The sequence below is a fragment of the Klebsiella planticola ATCC 33531 genome, from assembly GCF_000735435.1.
GTDB lineage: Bacteria > Pseudomonadota > Gammaproteobacteria > Enterobacterales > Enterobacteriaceae > Klebsiella > Klebsiella planticola.
On the sequence record NZ_JMPP01000001.1, the window covers coordinates 38,091 to 52,025 of the forward strand.

General features: G+C 58.0%; 12 protein-coding genes. 4 read left to right on the top strand and 8 right to left on the bottom strand.

The features are described 5' to 3' along the window. Positions 1–35 precede the first annotated feature (35 nt). The 3 genes from GRPL_RS25265 to dgt form a co-directional block, all read right to left on the bottom strand. Positions 36–1,193 (bottom strand): CdaR family transcriptional regulator, encoded by a 1,158-nt coding sequence (locus GRPL_RS25265; protein ID WP_032689414.1) that lies wholly within the window; start codon positions 1,191–1,193, stop codon positions 36–38. Between the two features lie 179 nt (positions 1,194–1,372). Further along, positions 1,373–2,812, bottom strand: a complete 1,440-nt coding sequence (gene degP, locus GRPL_RS25260) for a serine endoprotease DegP (protein ID WP_004858096.1) — start codon at positions 2,810–2,812, stop codon at positions 1,373–1,375. Positions 2,813–2,947: 135 nt separating this feature from the next. Beyond that, positions 2,948–4,462, bottom strand: coding sequence for a dGTPase (gene dgt, locus GRPL_RS25255; RefSeq protein ID WP_032689415.1), 1,515 nt, complete (start codon positions 4,460–4,462; stop codon positions 2,948–2,950). Between the two features lie 84 nt (positions 4,463–4,546). Between dgt and mtnN the strand changes: the two genes are divergently transcribed. From mtnN to GRPL_RS25240, 3 genes are all read left to right on the top strand, one after another. Continuing rightward, positions 4,547–5,245, top strand: a complete 699-nt coding sequence (mtnN, locus tag GRPL_RS25250) for a 5'-methylthioadenosine/S-adenosylhomocysteine nucleosidase (protein ID WP_032689416.1) — start codon at positions 4,547–4,549, stop codon at positions 5,243–5,245. Beyond that, positions 5,238–6,038: a vitamin B12 ABC transporter substrate-binding protein BtuF gene (gene btuF, locus GRPL_RS25245; RefSeq protein ID WP_032697293.1), complete on the top strand. Its 801-nt coding sequence runs from the start codon at positions 5,238–5,240 to the stop codon at positions 6,036–6,038. Before mtnN ends, btuF begins: the two co-directional genes overlap by 8 nt. Before the next feature lie 142 nt (positions 6,039–6,180). Continuing rightward, positions 6,181–6,804 (top strand): TRIC cation channel family protein, encoded by a 624-nt coding sequence (locus tag GRPL_RS25240; protein WP_032689418.1) that lies wholly within the window; start codon positions 6,181–6,183, stop codon positions 6,802–6,804. A 56-nt stretch (positions 6,805–6,860) separates the two neighbouring features. On the opposite strand, the gene erpA is transcribed toward GRPL_RS25240, so the two are convergent. Both erpA and clcA read right to left on the bottom strand, forming a co-directional pair. After that, the gene (gene erpA / locus GRPL_RS25235; protein WP_004858085.1) at positions 6,861–7,205 is read right to left on the bottom strand and encodes an iron-sulfur cluster insertion protein ErpA; all 345 of its coding nucleotides are present in this window, start codon (positions 7,203–7,205) and stop codon (positions 6,861–6,863) included. An 81-nt stretch (positions 7,206–7,286) separates the two neighbouring features. After that, the gene (clcA, locus tag GRPL_RS25230; protein ID WP_155032489.1) at positions 7,287–8,705 is read right to left on the bottom strand and encodes a H(+)/Cl(-) exchange transporter ClcA; all 1,419 of its coding nucleotides are present in this window, start codon (positions 8,703–8,705) and stop codon (positions 7,287–7,289) included. A gap of 178 nt (positions 8,706–8,883) precedes the next feature. On the opposite strand from clcA, the gene hemL reads away from it, so the two are divergent. After that, positions 8,884–10,164 (top strand): glutamate-1-semialdehyde 2,1-aminomutase, encoded by a 1,281-nt coding sequence (gene hemL / locus GRPL_RS25225; protein WP_032689420.1) that lies wholly within the window; start codon positions 8,884–8,886, stop codon positions 10,162–10,164. Positions 10,165–10,239: 75 nt separating this feature from the next. Here hemL and fhuB read toward each other — a convergent pair whose 3' ends face one another. Genes fhuB through fhuC form a run of 3 tightly spaced genes read right to left on the bottom strand, consistent with a single transcriptional unit; the run spans position 10,240 to position 13,906 of the window. Continuing rightward, entirely contained in the window at positions 10,240–12,222 is a 1,983-nt protein-coding gene (gene fhuB / locus GRPL_RS25220) for a Fe(3+)-hydroxamate ABC transporter permease FhuB (protein WP_032698108.1), read from the bottom strand. Beyond that, entirely contained in the window at positions 12,219–13,109 is an 891-nt protein-coding gene (fhuD, locus tag GRPL_RS25215) for a Fe(3+)-hydroxamate ABC transporter substrate-binding protein FhuD (RefSeq protein ID WP_032689422.1), read from the bottom strand. The genes fhuB and fhuD overlap by 4 nt, the downstream gene beginning before the upstream one ends. Beyond that, positions 13,109–13,906: a Fe3+-hydroxamate ABC transporter ATP-binding protein FhuC gene (gene fhuC / locus GRPL_RS25210; RefSeq protein WP_032689423.1), complete on the bottom strand. Its 798-nt coding sequence runs from the start codon at positions 13,904–13,906 to the stop codon at positions 13,109–13,111. The genes fhuD and fhuC overlap by 1 nt, the downstream gene beginning before the upstream one ends. Positions 13,907–13,935 lie beyond the last annotated feature (29 nt).

Below are 13,935 nucleotides of genomic sequence, written 5' to 3' on the forward strand. Positions count from 1 at the left end.
CGGATAAGGCATTGTGTCGCTATCCGGGCTCTCTTCTAGCGCTGTTCATCCAGCTGCAGCGCAATATAAAGCAGCAGACGATCGTCAAAATTCCCCAGGTCCAGCCCCGTCAGTTCTGCGATACGATTCAGGCGATACTCCAGCGTATTACGATGAATAAACAGCGCCTTTGACGTCGCCAGCGGCTGCACGTTATGGCGAAACCAGGCTTGTAGAGTACGTCGCAGCAGACCGTTATTATCCATCGCCTTCAGCCGGACCAGCGGACGGGCTAGCTCATTGGCCTGCCAGCCGCCGCGCAGGCTATCGAGCAGCACCGGCAGCATCAAATCCTGATAAAAAAAGCTGCGGCTCTCGGGCATCCGCTGCTTGCCAACCATCATCGTGGTGCGCGCGGTGCGGTACGAACGGGCGATGCTGCCGGGGCCGGTAAAAAAGTTACCCAGCGCCACACGAAAGCGCAGCTGGCCGTTTTCTTTCATTCGGGCGATCAGCTGATCGATTCGTTTGCAGTGATCCTCCGCGTCCCAGCGGCCAAACGCATTCAGCGCGGGCTTGAGGACCACCATCTCGGTCAGGGAGACAATCGCCACCAGATTATTGCGATCCGGCGTGGTCAGGGCGGTCTGCAGCTGCTGTAGCTCGGCCATGGCGCTGTCCACGCCAAGCTGGCCGCTATCCACTTCAATCATGGCAACCACGCGGGGCTGGTTCAGATCGATACCCAGCCGTTGCGCCCATTCGGTTAACGCGGGCGTATTCTCTTCTGCCTGAATCAGGTTCATCACCAGCTCTTCACGCAGGCGGCTATCCTGGGCCAGAAGATGCATCAACCGCGACTGCTCCAGCATCATCTCGGCGGTCATGCACACCAGCTCGCCATATTTGCGCAGCGTTTCGGGTTCGCCGGTGAGGCCAATCACACCGACGATCTCCCCCTCCAGACGCAAAGGCAGGTTAATCCCCTGACGCACGCCGTGTAGATGACGAGCAACCGCATCGTCAATATCCACGACCCGCCCCTGAGAAAGCACCAGCAGCGCCCCTTCGTGCAATTCCCCAATTCGCTCGCGATCGCCGCTACCGATGATGCGCCCACGGGCGTCCATTACATTGATATTGGTATCAATGATGCGCATCGTACGCGCCACGATATCCTGCGCCATGTTGGTATCAAGATGCCAGCCAGCCATGTAACCCTCCCGTCAACAGGGGGTCAGCATAAAAGAGTTAACCGAACGTCGCATTGTGCATATGCATAAAGCAAAGCACAGAAGTATGGAGTTGCGGGTGGAGTCACAGAAAGGAGAGCGGGGCAAAAAAAAAGCCCCTTCCCTCGGCGAGGAGAAGGGGCGGGTTTAGCCGTTAGCGATTACTGCATCAGCAGATAGATAGTGCTATCGCCACGCTGGATATTCAACGCCAGCACCGAAGGTTTGGCATCAAAGATTTTGCGCAGATCGGCGATATTTTTCACCGGCTGCTGGTTAGCGCCGACGATGATGTCGCCTTTCTTGAGGCCAATTTGTGCCGCCGGAGTCCCCGCTTTCACATTATTGACCACCACACCTTTGTCCTGACCTTTGTTGCTCATTTCCGCACCTTCAATACCATTGAAGATGGTGCTGGAGTCAACCTGAGTCTGGTTGCTCTGCTGCAGTTCGACGGTCGCATTGACCGCTTTGCCGTCGCGTACCAGTCCCAGCTGGACTTTGCTACCGATAGGCATCGTACCCACCTGCGCACGCAGCGCGGCGAAGCTGCTGATAGGCTTACCGTTCAGCGAGGTAATCACGTCACCGGCTTTGATCCCTGCTTTCGCCGCCGCAGAACCCGGCATCACCTGGCTGACGAAGGCACCGCGCTGCGCATCGACCTTCATGGCTTTCGCCAGTTCAGAGTTCAGCTCGGTCCCCATAATACCCAGCTCGCCGCGTTTCACCTGGCCATACTTGACCATCTGCTCGGTCAGGTTTTTGACCATGTTGCTCGGGATGGCAAAACCGATACCGATATTGCCGCCGTCCGGCGCCAGGATCGCGGTATTAATCCCGATCAGTTCGCCGTTCAGGTTAACCAGCGCACCGCCGGAGTTACCGCGGTTGATCGCCGCATCGGTCTGGATAAAGTTTTCGTAGTTTTCTACGTTCAGGCCGCTACGGCCAAGCGCGGAGACAATACCCGAAGTGACGGTTTCACCCAGACCAAACGGGTTACCGATCGCCACGGTATAGTCGCCGACGCGCAGCGCATCGGAATCTGCCAGCTTAATCGCCGTCAGGTTTTTCGGATCCTGAATCTGGATTAGCGCAATGTCGGAACGCGGATCTTTGCCAACAACTTTGGCATCAAACTTACGTCCGTCGCTCAGCTGTACTTTAATCGTGGTCGCATTATCCACAACGTGGTTATTGGTCACGACATAGCCTTTAGCCGCATCGATAATGACCCCGGAGCCCAGCGCCATAAATTTCTGCTGCTGGCCGCCATCACCCGGCGCCCCGCCGCCCTGTCCACCGCCCTGACAGAACGGAGAACTCTGGAACGGCGAACCATCCTGGCAGAACGGCGAATTATCACCAAAGAACTGCTGGAAGTTACGCGGCATCCGCGGCGTGTTGACCGTCGTGCTACCCTCAACATTAATGCTGACAACCGACGGCATCACTTTTTCCAGCATTGGAGCCAGGCTTGGCATTTGCTGTGTACTTGAGGCCGAAGAGGACGTTTCTGCCGCGCTCGCAGAGAGCGGGGATAACGCCAGACCTAAACTCAGAGCCAGTGCACTCATTGCTAACGTGGTTTTTTTCATATGTCTCATATCTCGATTTTAGATAACGCAAATTGCTATGTATGTGACTATCAGAGTCATTTTATCGCGCTAAGTTCCGGAATTAAGCATCTGGAAAAAGTAAAAATTTATTGTCCGTCTTTACAAAACTTGTACTTATTCCACCGCCATCAAGCGCCGATATTCATCCCATGCATACAAATCCGTCATCCCACTGATATAGTCCTGTATCAGACGGCAGCGATAATAATATTCCATCACAGGAAATTCTTCATCATCGCGCGAAATCTTATTTACCGCTTCAACATAGGCCAGCCGATGACGCGTCGAAAGTTTCTGGAACAAGCGTGAGGCGATAGGTAAGCTCCTCACCCGCTCTTTCTCCACTAATAAGCTGAACTCCTCCAGCGATAATTTTAACAGCGGCTCATAGATATCCAGAAGACCGCTAATCACCCGATAGCCCTGCAATTCCAGCTGTTCCACGTCAGGATGACTAAACACATGTTTTATCGCGACATTTTTATATAGCTCCAGCAGCTGACTGCAGTCGCTATCGTCCTCAAGCAGCGCATGATTAAAATCACCGGCAAAGATCTTCGGCAAATTATCGATAAACCGGCGTGCTGCATAGGGCACCAGTTTATTCAGCGTATTGACTCGTAAATACATAAAGAACTGATCTTCCGTACTTCGACTCAGAGAATTCGCGCGCGATTTGTCCCAGGCATTTTCTACCACCTGCGAAAATAAAGATCCTTTTTCATGCTGCCCCCACGCCTCGTGAAGCAGCTGATAAAGTTGCTCTACGCTGAAAATACGTTTTTCTACCGCATCCTCAAGATCGGCCACACAATATGAGATATCGTCCGCCGCCTCCATAATCCAGGTCAAAGGAAAACGATTGTAAGGAGCCAGATCCAGTTCTTTACGCAACCTCGCAATATAGCCCTCTTCGGCTAAATAATAACCAGGCTTCTTCATCAAATAACTGTGGCTGGAGGGAAGTTCTCCCCGCCACCACGCCGGGCGCGTATATTTTAGAATGCAGCCAACCTGCGCCCATGTCAGATTCATCCGCATCAGGGTATGCACTAAGCGAATACCCTGCGCGTTGCCTTCAAACCAGCACAGATCTTGACGAACTTTGCTCCGCAGCCCATTCAGTTCGTCAGCGCCCTCCTGCAAACGGAGCGCCGCCACCGTGCAGCTATCCTGCGCTAACGGCGCACCGGCCGCATCGTCAGGCGCGAGCCGCTGACGGAACCAGTCATTAATCGCCGCCTCGCCAAAATGGCCGAACGGCGGATTGCCGATGTCATGCATCAGACAGGCCATCTCCACCACGCTCTCAAACGGCCCGCTGAGCTCATCCAGCCCGTAGGCTTCCAGCAGACGCTGCTCTTTCAGGCGGCTGAGGATCTCTTTGGCGATATAGCGCCCCACCTGCTGAACTTCAAGGGAGTGGGTTAAACGCGTACGCACCGCGGCATTACGTTCCAGCGGGAAGACCTGGGTTTTTTGCTGTAAACGGCGGATTGCCGGCGAGTTGATAATTCGCCCGCGGTCGCTTTCAAAAATACGCAGGATCTCACGTTCCGTTTCGACCCCCTGCGGCGAGCGGTAGCGCCGACGCCAGTTAATCTTGTTGCGAAAATCAATCTTTGCCATGGCCTCTCCCGCGCGAGCAATAACGTTTCCCTTTGAGTGCATGATAGACTATGCAACTAAACCTGACACATCGCGAGTAAATCTATGAAAATCGGCATTATTGGCGCTATGGAAGAAGAAGTTACCCTTCTGCGCGACAAAATCGAAAACCGTAAGACGTTGACCCTTGGCGGAAGCGAAATTTATACCGGCCAGCTGAACGGCACCGAGGTCGTTCTGCTGAAATCGGGTATTGGCAAGGTGGCGGCCGCGATGGGCGCAACCCTGCTGCTGGAGATTTGCAAGCCGGACGTGATTATCAACACCGGCTCCGCAGGTGGACTGGCGTCGACGCTGAAAGTCGGCGATATCGTCATCTCCGACGAGACACGCTACCACGATGCCGATGTCACCGCCTTTGGTTATGAGTATGGCCAGCTGCCAGGCTGCCCGGCAGGCTTCAAAGCCGACGATAAGCTGATTGCCGCTGCGCAAAGCTGTATCGAAGCGCTGAATCTGCACGCGGTGCGCGGCCTGATCGTCAGCGGTGACGCCTTCATCAACGGGTCGGTCGGGCTGGCGAAAATCCGCCACAACTTCCCGCAGGCCGTAGCGGTTGAAATGGAAGCAACGGCGATTGCCCATGTTTGCCATAACTTCGGCGTGCCGTTCGTGGTCGTACGCGCGATTTCCGACGTTGCGGATCAGCAGTCTCATCTGAGCTTTGATGAGTTCCTCGCCGTTGCTGCCAAACAGTCCACGCTGATGGTGGAAAAGCTGGTGCAGACGCTGGCGCGTGGCTAAGTTGCTAAAACGGGCGCTTGCCGCCCTGCTGCTGCTCACCCCGGCGTGGCTCTTCGCCGCGCCACGGGTTATCACGCTGTCACCATCCAATACCGAACTGGCCTTTGCCGCCGGCATTACGCCGGTTGGCGTCAGCAGCCATTCCGATTATCCACCGGAAGCGGCCGGTATCGAACAGGTCGCCAGCTGGCAAGGGATGAACCTGGAACGCATCGTCGCGCTGAAGCCGGATCTGATTCTGGCATGGCGCGGCGGCAATGCCGAACGGCAGGTTAATCAACTGAGCGCGCTGGGGATCAAGGTACTCTGGGTCAATACCGCGACGATTGAAGAGATCATTTCGACGCTGCGACAGCTGGCGCAGTGGAGTCCGCAGCCGGAAAAGGCTCGCGCATCCGCGCAGCGAATGCAGGACGACTATGATGCCCTCAAAGCCCGCTACGCACATACGCCGAAAAAACGCGTCTTTCTGCAGTTTGGCGCCAATCCTCTTTTTACCAGCAGTCGGGGATCGATTCAGGACCAGGTACTGACGTTGTGCGGCGGCGACAACATTTTTGCCTCCAGCCCGGTTCCCTGGCCCCAGGTGAGTCGTGAACAGGTCCTGGCGAGGCAGCCTCAGGCGATTGTTATCCCTGGCGATGTCAGCAGACTCCCTGCAGTTGAACGCTACTGGCATCAGCAGTTAAAAATTTCCCTGATTGCAGTAGATGGCGACTGGTTTGAACGCGCAAGCCCGCGTATTATCCTCGCCGCAAAACAGCTCTGCGAGGCGCTCGGGCAGGTCAAATAGCACCGCTTGCGCAGGGCAATAACGACATCCGCTACAGAGAACGCCAGTGTAACCGATATACGTCCGGTTGGCGGAGGCTGTGCGGATGCAATTTGGTGAGTAAAAATAGCCTGAGGAACCGGGCGCTTAACGAGAACTGACGATGCTTGTCTATTGGCTGGATATTATTGGCACCGCCGTATTTGCTATCTCGGGCGTATTGCTGGCCGGTAAACTCCGGATGGACCCCTTTGGCGTGCTGGTGCTCGGCGTTGTCACCGCCGTGGGCGGTGGGACCATTCGCGATATGGCGCTCGCCAACGGCCCGGTGTTCTGGGTAAAAGACCCCACCGACCTGGTGGTGGCGATGGTCACCAGCATGATGACCATTCTGCTGGTGCGCCAGCCACGCCGGCTGCCGAAATGGATATTGCCGGTGCTTGATGCCGTTGGTCTGGCGGTATTTGTCGGCATCGGGGTGAATAAAGCGTTTCTGGCCCACAGCGGCCCGCTGGTCGCTATCTGTATGGGTGTCGTCACCGGCGTCGGCGGCGGGATCATTCGCGACGTACTGGCGCGCGAAATTCCGATGATTTTGCGCACGGAAATCTATGCCACGGCCTGTATTGTCGGCGGTATCGTGCACGCCACGGCCTATGACACTTTTCATGTTTCGCTGCAAAATTCGGCGATGATGGGGATGGTCGTCACGCTGATGATTCGCCTTGCGGCTATCCGTTGGCATCTGAAGCTGCCGACTTTTGCTCTCGACGATAACGGGCGCTAAACGGGGAAATTGCCCCGGCGGAGAAGAGCTACCGGGGCGAGAATCCAGTGCGGGAATCAGACGCTGAATGAAGACCCGCAGCCGCAGGTGCTTTTCGCATTCGGGTTGGTCACGATAAAACGCGAGCCTTCCAGGCCTTCAGTGTAGTCGACAGCACCGCCGACCAGATACTGCAGGCTCATCGGATCGACCACCAGGCCTACGCCCTGTTTTTCGATGGTCATATCGCCTTCGTTAACCTGATCGTCAAAGGTGAAGCCGTACTGAAAACCACTGCAACCACCACCGGTGATATACACACGCAGTTTCAGGTTTGGATTGTCTTCATCTGCAATCAGGAATTTTACTTTTTTGGCTGCAGCTTCAGTAAACTCCAGCGGCAACGCTACGTCATCACTCATTTTATGCTCCCATTGATACTTCTGACCGGTTAAAGAATAACCCGACCTTATGAGCCATTATCTAATACCCTGGTAAATCGTTCAAGTATTCTCCCCGGCAACCTGCTGCGCTTTTGCCGCCTGTTCTGCGGCCTGCTTCGCCAGCGTGCGCTCCAGGATCGTGGAATACAAAGGCTTACCGCCAAGGAATTGCGCCAGTAGTGTTGCGCCAAGACAGGTAATAATCATTGGCAAAATGAGCTGATAGTTATCGGTCATCTCCAGCACCAGCACAATCCCGGTCAGCGGAGCGCGGATTGACGCCGCCAGCAGGGCCCCCATTCCGGCAATCGCAAAGGTCCCGGCATCCAGATGATAGGCCGGCAACATCGGCGTGACCGCCATCCCGAAGGCGGTTCCCAGCAAGGTTCCCAGCGCCAGCATCGGCGCAAAAATGCCGCCGGGCGCCCCGGAGGAGAAACAGAGTAACGTGGTTATCACGCGGGCAATAAAGATAAACAGCAGCAGTCCCACGGAAAAGTTGCCCGCCGCAGCAATCGGAATCAGGTTAAAGCCGCCTCCCGCCGCCGCCGGTTGAATCAGCCCGAGAACGCCGCACATCCCGCCGATTAACCCGCCAATCAGCACCCACTTCTTCGTATTGCCGCCATGAATACGCTGGAACATATCCTGGGTGCGCAGCACCAGGCTATTAAACAGCGGGCCAACGCAGCCAAAAATCATCCCCAGGATCAGGTACAGCCACAGCGTATTCACCGGCGCATTGCTCAGCTTGCCGACCTCAATAATCGCCGATTCGCCATTAAAGATACGGAACACAATGCTCGACATGATCACGCCGGTAAAGACGGCTTTAATCGAAATCAGGTTGTAGCGAAACTGCGGGCGCATCTCTTCGATAATGAATAAAATCCCCGCCAGCGGCGCGTTAAATGCCGCAGAGAGCCCCGCCGCAGCCCCGGTGGCCAGCAACGTGTGGCGCGCTTCGGGGCTGCGCATGCGGAAAATATCCAGCACCATTCGTCCGACGTTGCCGCCCAGCTGTACCGTTGGCCCTTCGCGACCGAGCACCATGCCGGCGCCCAGCGTCCCCATCCCGCCGATAAATTTCACCGGCAGCACTCGCCACCAGCGAACCGGACGCAGCTCTTCCAGCGCCCCTTCGATCTCCGGTATGCCGGATCCCCCCGCCTCCGGCGCGAAACGGCGCACCAGAAAATAGCCCACCATCGCCAGCAACGCAGATAAAATAAAGGCCAGCGGCCAAATCAGGAACCCGTGATCCGCCACCTGCACCAGCGAACCGATACGCATGTTCTGCACCCAGTTGACGCTCTTTTCAAAGGCGACCCCCACCAGCCCGGCCAGCGTGCCGACCACGGCGGCCATCAGCAGCACCGCCAGCGGCGTTTTGTCACGTTGAACTAATCGACGTACCACATCGCCACGACGCAAGCGCACGATTTGTTTTGCTTCAAAAGTAGAGGCTTCTGTTTTCATACTCTTATCGTCAATAGTCATACAAATACGAAGGGGACATTTTAGCCTTCTGAACGTCCTACGTCGCGGGAAAAATGCACCGGCTGCGCTTTGTTTCAATTGGGCAAAACTTTCATAACTATCCTGGAATAACTTAGAATAACCAGCAAAACATTTATCACGAACCAGGATCATGGCAATGAGCAAATCTGAAACACTCTATAGCGCCGCACGTGAACTCATCCCCGGCGGCGTGAACTCGCCGGTCCGTGCCTTTAGCGGCGTGGGCGGTACACCGCTGTTTATCGAACGCGCCGACGGCGCCAGACTGTACGATGTCGACGGTAAAGCGTATATCGATTATGTCGGCTCCTGGGGACCTATGGTGCTGGGCCATAACCATCCGGCCATTCGCAACGCGGTGATTGAAGCCGCGGAACGCGGCCTGAGCTTTGGCGCGCCGACGGAAATGGAAGTCAAAATGGCGGAGCTGGTGACCGAACTGGTCCCCACGATGGATATGGTGCGGATGGTGAACTCCGGTACCGAAGCAACCATGAGCGCCATTCGCCTGGCCCGTGGCTTTACCGGCCGTGACAAAATCATCAAGTTTGAAGGGTGCTATCACGGCCATGCCGACTGTCTGCTGGTGAAAGCGGGCTCCGGCGCGCTGACGCTGGGCCAGCCGAACTCACCGGGCGTACCGGCTGATTTTGCTAAACATACCCTGACCTGTACCTATAACGATCTGACTTCCGTTCGCGCCGCGTTTGAGCAGTATCCGCAAGAGATTGCCTGCATCATCGTCGAGCCGGTAGCCGGCAACATGAACTGCATCCCACCGCTGCCGGAGTTCCTGCCGGGCCTGCGGGCGCTGTGCGACGAATTTGGCGCGCTGCTGATTATCGATGAAGTGATGACCGGCTTCCGGGTGGCGCTGGCGGGCGCGCAGTCATACTACGACGTAGTCCCGGATCTGACCTGTCTGGGCAAAATCATCGGGGGCGGCATGCCGGTCGGCGCATTTGGCGGTCGTCGCGAGGTGATGGATGCCCTGGCCCCGACCGGCCCGGTGTATCAGGCCGGAACCTTGTCTGGTAATCCGATAGCTATGGCAGCCGGTTTTGCCTGCCTGACCGAAGTCGCGCAGCCGGGCGTCCACGAAACGCTAACGGATTTAACCAATCAGCTCTCTCAAGGGCTGCTGGATGCCGCACGCGAAGCGGGCATTCCGCTGGTGGTGAATAATGTGGGCGGCATGTTCGGCCTCTTCTTTACCGATGCCGAGACGGTCACCTGCTATCAGGATGTGCTGAAGTGCGACGTTGAACGCTTTAAGCGTTTCTTCCATCTGATGCTGGAAGAAGGCGTCTATCTGGCGCCATCGGCGTTTGAGGCCGGCTTTATGTCGATAGCCCACACCCCTGATGATATCAACGATACCATCGCCGCCGCCCGTAAGGCGTTTGCGAAGCTGTAATGCAATGCCGGGCGGCGCAAGCTTGCCCGGCCTGTGTTTGTGTCGCCCCGCTAAGCGAAACGCCAGCGGGGAAAATTATCGGCTCTGTTTCCTCAGCAGATAAATAAAGTACGGCGCGCCGATAAAGGTCGACAGCAGACCTGCGGGGATCTGATACGGAAACATCATCATTCGCCCGCACCAGTCGGCAAAGACCAGCAGCAACCCACCAATCAGCCCGGCCATCACCATCTGCGGCATCGTCCGGCGGAATCCCATCATGCGCGCAATATGCGGCGCCATCAGGCCAACAAAACTCAGCGGGCCAATAGTCAGCGTGGCGGCTGCCGTCAGGCCGGCGGCCAGCAGCAGCAGAGCGACCCGCGACGGCGTCAGCGCCATGCCTACCGCGCGAGCGGCTTCCCCCCCCAGCGGCAGAATCATCAGCCAGCGCCGACACAGCGGCACCAGAATCAGCAACAGCACCATCGCAATCCCGCTGCGCACCACCATCTCCGGCGTGGCGCTGTAGGTCGAGCCGGAAATCCACGTCAGAATCTGCGCCATTCGCGGATCGCCGCTGGCCTGCAGCATCATCAACAGCATAGTGAAGGCGGTGCTGAGCGCCATCCCCGCCAGCAGCATCCGGTGCGGTGAGAAACCGCCGCGCCCGGCAGCAACCAAGATCACCAGCAGCGTCGCCGCCGCCCCCAGGCTACCGGCAGGCAGCAGCCAGCCGAAAGCGTTGCCGGGAACGAAAAACAGCATCAGGACAATACCAAAAGCCGCGCCGGAGCTGATGCCCAGCACTTCCGGGCTGGCCATCGGGTTACCGGTCAGACGCTGGATAATACAACCCGCGACCGCCAGCATCACCCCGGCGAACAGCGCGGCGAGCACCCGCGGCCAGCGCCACGGCATCAGTTGATCCAGCAGCGTGCCGCTCGCCCAGTGCCAGCTCTGGGCATCTCGCCCAAAGGCCAGCGCCACGAGGAGCGCCAGCAGCAGAATCAGCAAGCCGCCAAACGCAAATACCCGTACGTTTTGCCGTTCCACCAGCACTTTATCGCCGGCATTCATCACCGGCGCACTGATGCTGCGCAAGCGCGGCAGCAGCCACAGCAGCAGCGGCGCGCCGATCAGCGCCGTTACGGAACCGGTGGACACTTCCCGCCACACCCGGGTCAGCCACAGAATAATTTGGTCAGACAGCCAGAGAATGAGCGCGCCAATCACCGCCGCCAGCAGCAGACGCGACAGCAGACGACGCGCGCCGAGCATTTTCGCCAGCAGCGGCGAAAACAGGCCGATAAAACCGATAATCCCCACCGCATTCACCAGCATCGCGCTGATCACGATAGCCAGCGTCAGCGTGGCCAGGCGCGCCAGAGAGAGCGCCAGTCCGAGATTACGCGCCACGCCATCATCCAGCCCCATCAGCGTGAGGGGGCGCAGCAGCAGCAGCGTTAAAATGAGGCCACCGAGCAGCTGCGGCCACAGCCGTTGCACCACGCTCCAGTCGGTTTGCGTCAGCGTACCGGTGCTCCACAGGAACATACTTTGCAGCTGATCGTGATGGAAAATGACCATCAGCTGGTTCAGCGCTCCGCAGTACAGACTGACCACCAGACCGGCCAGAATCAGGGTTACCGGCGACAGACGTTTTCCCCACGAGACGCCGAAAACCAGCGCCCCGACAAGACAGGCCCCCGCCAGCGCGGCGAACTGCGAAGCCAGAACGCCGGGAATCGCCCACAGCGTCGTCACCGTCATCCCCAGCTGAGCGCCGGTCGCGACCCCGAGGGTGGTTGGTTCCGCCAGCGGGTTGCGCAGCACCTGCTGGAACAGCACGCCCACCAGTCCGAGCCCCGCGCCAACCAGCAGCGACACCGCCAGTCTCGGCAGCAGGCTGTAGTGGAACAACATCTGCGCGATATTGTCGATATCCGGCTGCCACAGCGCCTGACGCCACTCGTGCTGCGGCAGCGCCGCCTGGAGATTGAAGAAGCTGAGCGTAAACGCAGCAATCGCCAGCACCGTCAGCAGCAAAGCCGCCAGAGGAGACAGTCGCGATCTCATGCCTCACCTCCCTGAGCATCCGCCAGTACGCGGGCAAAATGCATCGCCGACAGCGTCGCGCCGTAGAACCAGACCGCCGGCACGCGCTGGAAGCGCCCTTCGCGGACAAACGGCATCGCCTGCCAGAGCGGCGTACTCATCAGTTGGCTCATTTCGGCATGATTACCATGATCAAAGCAGATAACATCGGTCTCTTTGTAGGCGGCCAGCCGATCGATGCCGACGCTGACGCTGCCCCAGAAGGCGGTTTCACCGCGCCAGGCATTTTTAATCCCCAGGCGATCGAGCACCTCCTGGAACAGGCAATTATTGCCGAAAACCAGGACATGGCGGGGATCGAGTAAGGTGATCATCAGCAGCGGACGATCGCCTCGACGGGCGAAACGCGGGCGCAGGTTCTCCATCAGCGCATCAAATTCCGCCAGATGGCGCTTCGCCGCCTGCTGGCGGCCAATCAGCTCGGCCATCTCGTTGAGTGACTGCTGCGCCATCAGCAGCGGTCGTTTACCGTCGCTGAAGGTGAATCCCCGCCCCGGGGCAATACGCGCCAGTTTCTCTGGCGACGGCCCGTATCCGGCCGACCAGACGATAAACGACGGTTTCATCTGCGTCAGCAGCTCGAGATTCGGCTCCGTACGCAGCCCGACATCAATCACCGAGGAGGGCAGCGCCGGTTCATTCACCCACAGGTTATAGTTCGGGATATCGGCCACGCCGTAGGGCGTCACGCCAAGCGCCAGCAGGAGTTCTGCCGGCAGCCACTCCAGCGCCACAATACGCTGCGGATCGAGGGTTGCGGCCTGGGCGCCGCGCATCTGCCACAGCAGGGGTGACAGGGCCATCGCCGCCAGCAGACGGCGACGGGTTATTAAAGGCGTCTTTTCCATCAATAGACAAAGCTTACCGGCGCGCTACCCGCCGGATGCGGCAGAATACCCATCGGAATACCGTAAATTTGCTCCAGCGTTTCGCTGCGCATCAGCTGCGCGGGCGTTCCCTGAGCAATCATCTCACCACCGCGTAACGCGACCAGATAATCACAGTAACGGGCAGCCATGTTGATATCGTGCAGGACGGCGATCACCGTTAACCCGCGCTGTTGACTCAAACGATGCACCAGTGCCAGGACATCAACCTGATGGGCGATATCCAGCGCCGAGGTGGGTTCATCCAGCAATAAACAGCGGCTGTCCTGCGCCACCAGCATGGCAATCCACGCCCGCTGCCGTTCACCGCCGGACAGGCTGTCAACCAGCCGGTGCGCCAGAGGCTTAAGACCGACCAGCGCAATCGCCTCTTCCACTTTCTCGCGGTCGGCGGCGCCAAAACGCCCCAGCGCGCCGTGCCACGGATAGCGGCCGATTGCCACCAGCTCACGCACCGTCATCCCTTCCGCCGGCGGTAACTGCTGCGGCAGGTAGGCCACTTTACGGGCAAAGGCTTTGCTGCTCCAGCTGTCCAGCGGCTGCCCGTCCAGCAGCACATCGCCTTCCGACGGCGGCTGATGACGGCCGAGCATTTTCAGCAGTGTGGATTTGCCGGAGCCATTATGGCCAATCAGCCCCGTCACTTGTCCCGCCGGGAAAGTTAAGGAGAGAGGATGCAGCAGCGTACGGCCAGGTACGCGGAAGGTAACGCGATTCAACGAAAACGTGGTATCAGAGTGCGGAGAGTTTTCCTGCATAGCGGCGACCTGGTGAACGGCGCGGCGAA

Coding starts and splice junctions, on each gene's coding strand:
- GRPL_RS25265 (WP_032689414.1), bottom strand. CDS start 1,193: ATGGCTGGCTGGCATCTTGATACCAACATGGCGCAGGATATCGTGGCG.
- degP (WP_004858096.1), bottom strand. CDS start 2,812: ATGAAAAAAACCACGTTAGCAATGAGTGCACTGGCTCTGAGTTTAGGT.
- dgt (WP_032689415.1), bottom strand. CDS start 4,462: ATGGCAAAGATTGATTTTCGCAACAAGATTAACTGGCGTCGGCGCTAC.
- mtnN (WP_032689416.1), top strand. CDS start 4,547: ATGAAAATCGGCATTATTGGCGCTATGGAAGAAGAAGTTACCCTTCTG.
- GRPL_RS25240 (WP_032689418.1), top strand. CDS start 6,181: ATGCTTGTCTATTGGCTGGATATTATTGGCACCGCCGTATTTGCTATC.
- erpA (WP_004858085.1), bottom strand. CDS start 7,205: ATGAGTGATGACGTAGCGTTGCCGCTGGAGTTTACTGAAGCTGCAGCC.
- clcA (WP_155032489.1), bottom strand. CDS start 8,705: ATGAAAACAGAAGCCTCTACTTTTGAAGCAAAACAAATCGTGCGCTTG.
- hemL (WP_032689420.1), top strand. CDS start 8,884: ATGAGCAAATCTGAAACACTCTATAGCGCCGCACGTGAACTCATCCCC.
- fhuB (WP_032698108.1), bottom strand. CDS start 12,222: ATGAGATCGCGACTGTCTCCTCTGGCGGCTTTGCTGCTGACGGTGCTG.
- fhuD (WP_032689422.1), bottom strand. CDS start 13,109: ATGGAAAAGACGCCTTTAATAACCCGTCGCCGTCTGCTGGCGGCGATG.
- fhuC (WP_032689423.1), bottom strand. CDS start 13,906: ATGCAGGAAAACTCTCCGCACTCTGATACCACGTTTTCGTTGAATCGC.